The organism is Bacteroidales bacterium (assembly GCA_012517825.1).
In the GTDB taxonomy this organism is placed as follows: Bacteria; Bacteroidota; Bacteroidia; order Bacteroidales; family JAAYUG01; genus JAAYUG01.
In genome coordinates this window covers 1-2,970 of record JAAYUG010000157.1, presented here as the reverse complement: position 1 = coordinate 2,970, position 2,970 = coordinate 1, and the positions used below count along the sequence as shown (strand labels likewise).

Genomic DNA, 2,970 nt, shown 5'->3' with positions numbered 1-2,970 from the left:
TCCTATTACGGAATGTTGCATGCATTCTACAGAAAGTCTCTGATAATCAGACATCCAGAAATGAATTTGTCAACAGCAGAGAATTTTCTGCAGATGCTCAAAGGGGAAGCTTATACTCCTCTGGAAGCGACCATTCTTGACCTGGCCCTGGTGCTTCATGCGGAACACGGAGGCGGAAACAATTCAACCTTCACAACCCGGGTTGTCAGTTCAAGCGGCACAGATACCTATTCGGCCATTGCAGCGGCCATAGGCAGCCTGAAGGGAAGCCTTCACGGAGGGGCTAACCTGAAAGTAATGGATATGATGGATCATCTGAAGGAAAATATACGCGACTGGAATGATGATGAGGAAATCTCGGCATATCTCCTGAAAATGCTTAAGGGTGAAGCATTTGACCACTCAGGGAAAATTTACGGAATGGGGCATGCCGTTTATACCCTCTCGGATCCGAGGGCTGTGCTTCTGAAAGAAAAGGCAAGGGACCTTGCCGCTGAAAAAAACCGTACGGATGAGTACCGTCTTTATGAAAACATTGAGCGTCTTGTACCAAAGGTTTTTGAACAACATAAAGGAGCCGGTGCCAAGCTCATAAGTCCCAATGTCGATTTCTTTTCAGGTTTCGTATACGATTGTATCCGCATACCCAGGGAAATCTATACTCCGTTATTTGCAGCGGCGCGTATTGCAGGATGGTGTGCTCACAGGCTGGAGGAAATTACCTTCTCTTCGAAGAGGATTATCCGGCCGGCATATAAAAATGTCTGTCCACGAACAGCGTACGTTCCCCTCAATCAGCGAAAGGACTCATAAACAGGCCAAAGACTGGAATTTTTGAGAAACTTCAGGAAATATATGTTTTATAGCATAAATTTGTAGCAGAGGCACCTGGCAGCAGTTAAGCCTGAACCCATTGTAAAACAAATTAATAAAGATTGATTATGTGGAAAGGATTCCCGGACAAAAGTGGGCTCTATAATCCGGAAAATGAACATGACAGTTGCGGTATCGGTTTCGTGGCCCATATAAAAGGGCAGAAATCGGGAGAAATCATCCGTCGCGGACTGGAAGTTTTGCTGAATATGAGTCATCGCGGCGCCGAGAGTGCCGACAATACCACCGGTGACGGAGCAGGTATTACCATTCAGATACCGCACCGGTTTCTTGTTTCGAAGGGCATTTCTCTGCCGGACCCCGGTGAATACGGAACCGGTATTATTTTCTTTCCTCCCGATAAAGAAGAGAGAAAAGCAATCGAACAGTGGTTTTACCGTATAGCAGAAGAGGAAAATCTGGCCATTTCTGCTTTCAGGGATGTTCCTGTAAACAGCAGTGTTCTCGGCGAAATTGCCCGCCGCAGTGAACCTGTGATTCGCCAGGTGTTTATTACGGGAGATTATGAACAGGATGAACTGGAGCGCAAGCTTTATATTTTCCGCAAGAGGATTGAGAACGAAGTGAGGAATTCCGGCCTCAGGCAGAGCAGTTACTTTTACGTCAACAGCCTATCAACGCGGACTCTGGTTTACAAGGGTTTGTTCACGCCTGTGCAGTTAAGAGATTATTATCCCGACCTTTCGGACCCGGCAATGGAGAGTGCGATAGCTCTGATTCATTCGCGTTTCAGTACCAATACCTTTCCCACCTGGGATCTGGCGCAGCCCTTCCGGTATCTCTCGCACAACGGAGAAATCAATACCATCAAGGGGAACAGGCTCTGGATGAAAGCGAGAGAGGCCTTGCTGCAGAGTCAATTGTTCGGTAAGGACCTTGAAAAGCTTTTTCCGGTAATTGAGCCTGGGAAAAGTGATTCAGCTTCGCTGGATAATGTCTTTGAGTTTCTGGTGATGACGGGACGAACGATGCCCCATGCTATTACAATGCTTGTACCGGAATCCTTCAACGACAAGAACCCTATACCTAACAGCCTGAAAGCTTATTATGAGTATCATTCCATGATTATGGAACCCTGGGATGGGCCTGCTTCTCTTGTCTTTACCGATGGCAGGTATGTGGGGGGTACACTCGACCGGAACGGGTTACGGCCTTCGCGCTATGTGATTACCGAAGATGACCTCATTGTAATGGGTTCTGAAGTTGGTGTTCAGAAATTTCCAGCTGAAAAGATCCGCGAAAAAGGTCGGCTTCGCCCTGGAAAGATTTTGCTGGTAGATACCAAATTGGGGATTATTATACCGGATACTGAAATAAAAGGACAGCTTTCGCGCCAGAATCCCTATGGAAACTGGCTGAAGGAGAACCGGCTCGAGCTGGAAAAGATTGAAGTAAAACAACGCATCCCTTCTACTCTTGATCAGTATGAAACCTATCTCAGGGTTTTTGGTTATACAAAGGATGACCTGGATATGGTATTCAAGCCGATGGCAATGGAAGGCAAGGAGCCTGTTGGTTCCATGGGGAATGATACTCCTCCGGCCGTATTGTCAAAAAAACCTCAGCGGCTTTTCAGTTACTTCAAGCAGCATTTTGCCCAGGTAACCAATCCTCCCATTGACCCGATACGTGAGGGTCTGGTTATGTCGCTTACCAACTACATCGGAGCGTTGCAATCAAATCTTCTGGAGGAAACTCCTGCCATGTGCAAGCTTATCCGTTTTCAGAGCCCAATTATCATAAACACTGATCTGGGAAAAATCAAGAACCTCCAGCGGGAGGAATTTTCAAATATTACCATCAACATGGTATTTGATGCCCGTGGAGGGGGAAAGGCACTGCAGGAAGCGCTTGACCGGATATGCCATGAAGCGGAGCAGGCAGTTGACAATAAAATCAATTATCTCATTTTGTCTGACAGGGCAGTGGACGAAGATCATGCACCTATTCCTTCCCTGCTGGCTGTTTCAACCCTTCATCATTACCTGATCAGCGTGAAGAAAAGGATGCAGATTGGATTTATAGTTGAAACAGCCGAAGCCAGGGAAGTCATGCATTTTGCCCTTCTCCTCGGTT

Annotated in this window: 2 protein-coding genes; both read left to right on the top strand. The window is 46.8% G+C overall.

Annotation, left to right across the window (positions count from 1 at the left end):
• The coding region (locus tag GX419_11030) for a citrate synthase (GenBank protein ID NLI25226.1) at nt 1-813 on the top strand (813 nt) is incomplete at its 5' end.
• 128 nt (nt 814-941) lie between these two features.
• On the top strand, nt 942-2,970 hold a 2,029-nt coding region (locus tag GX419_11025; GenBank protein NLI25225.1), incomplete at its 3' end, for a glutamate synthase subunit alpha.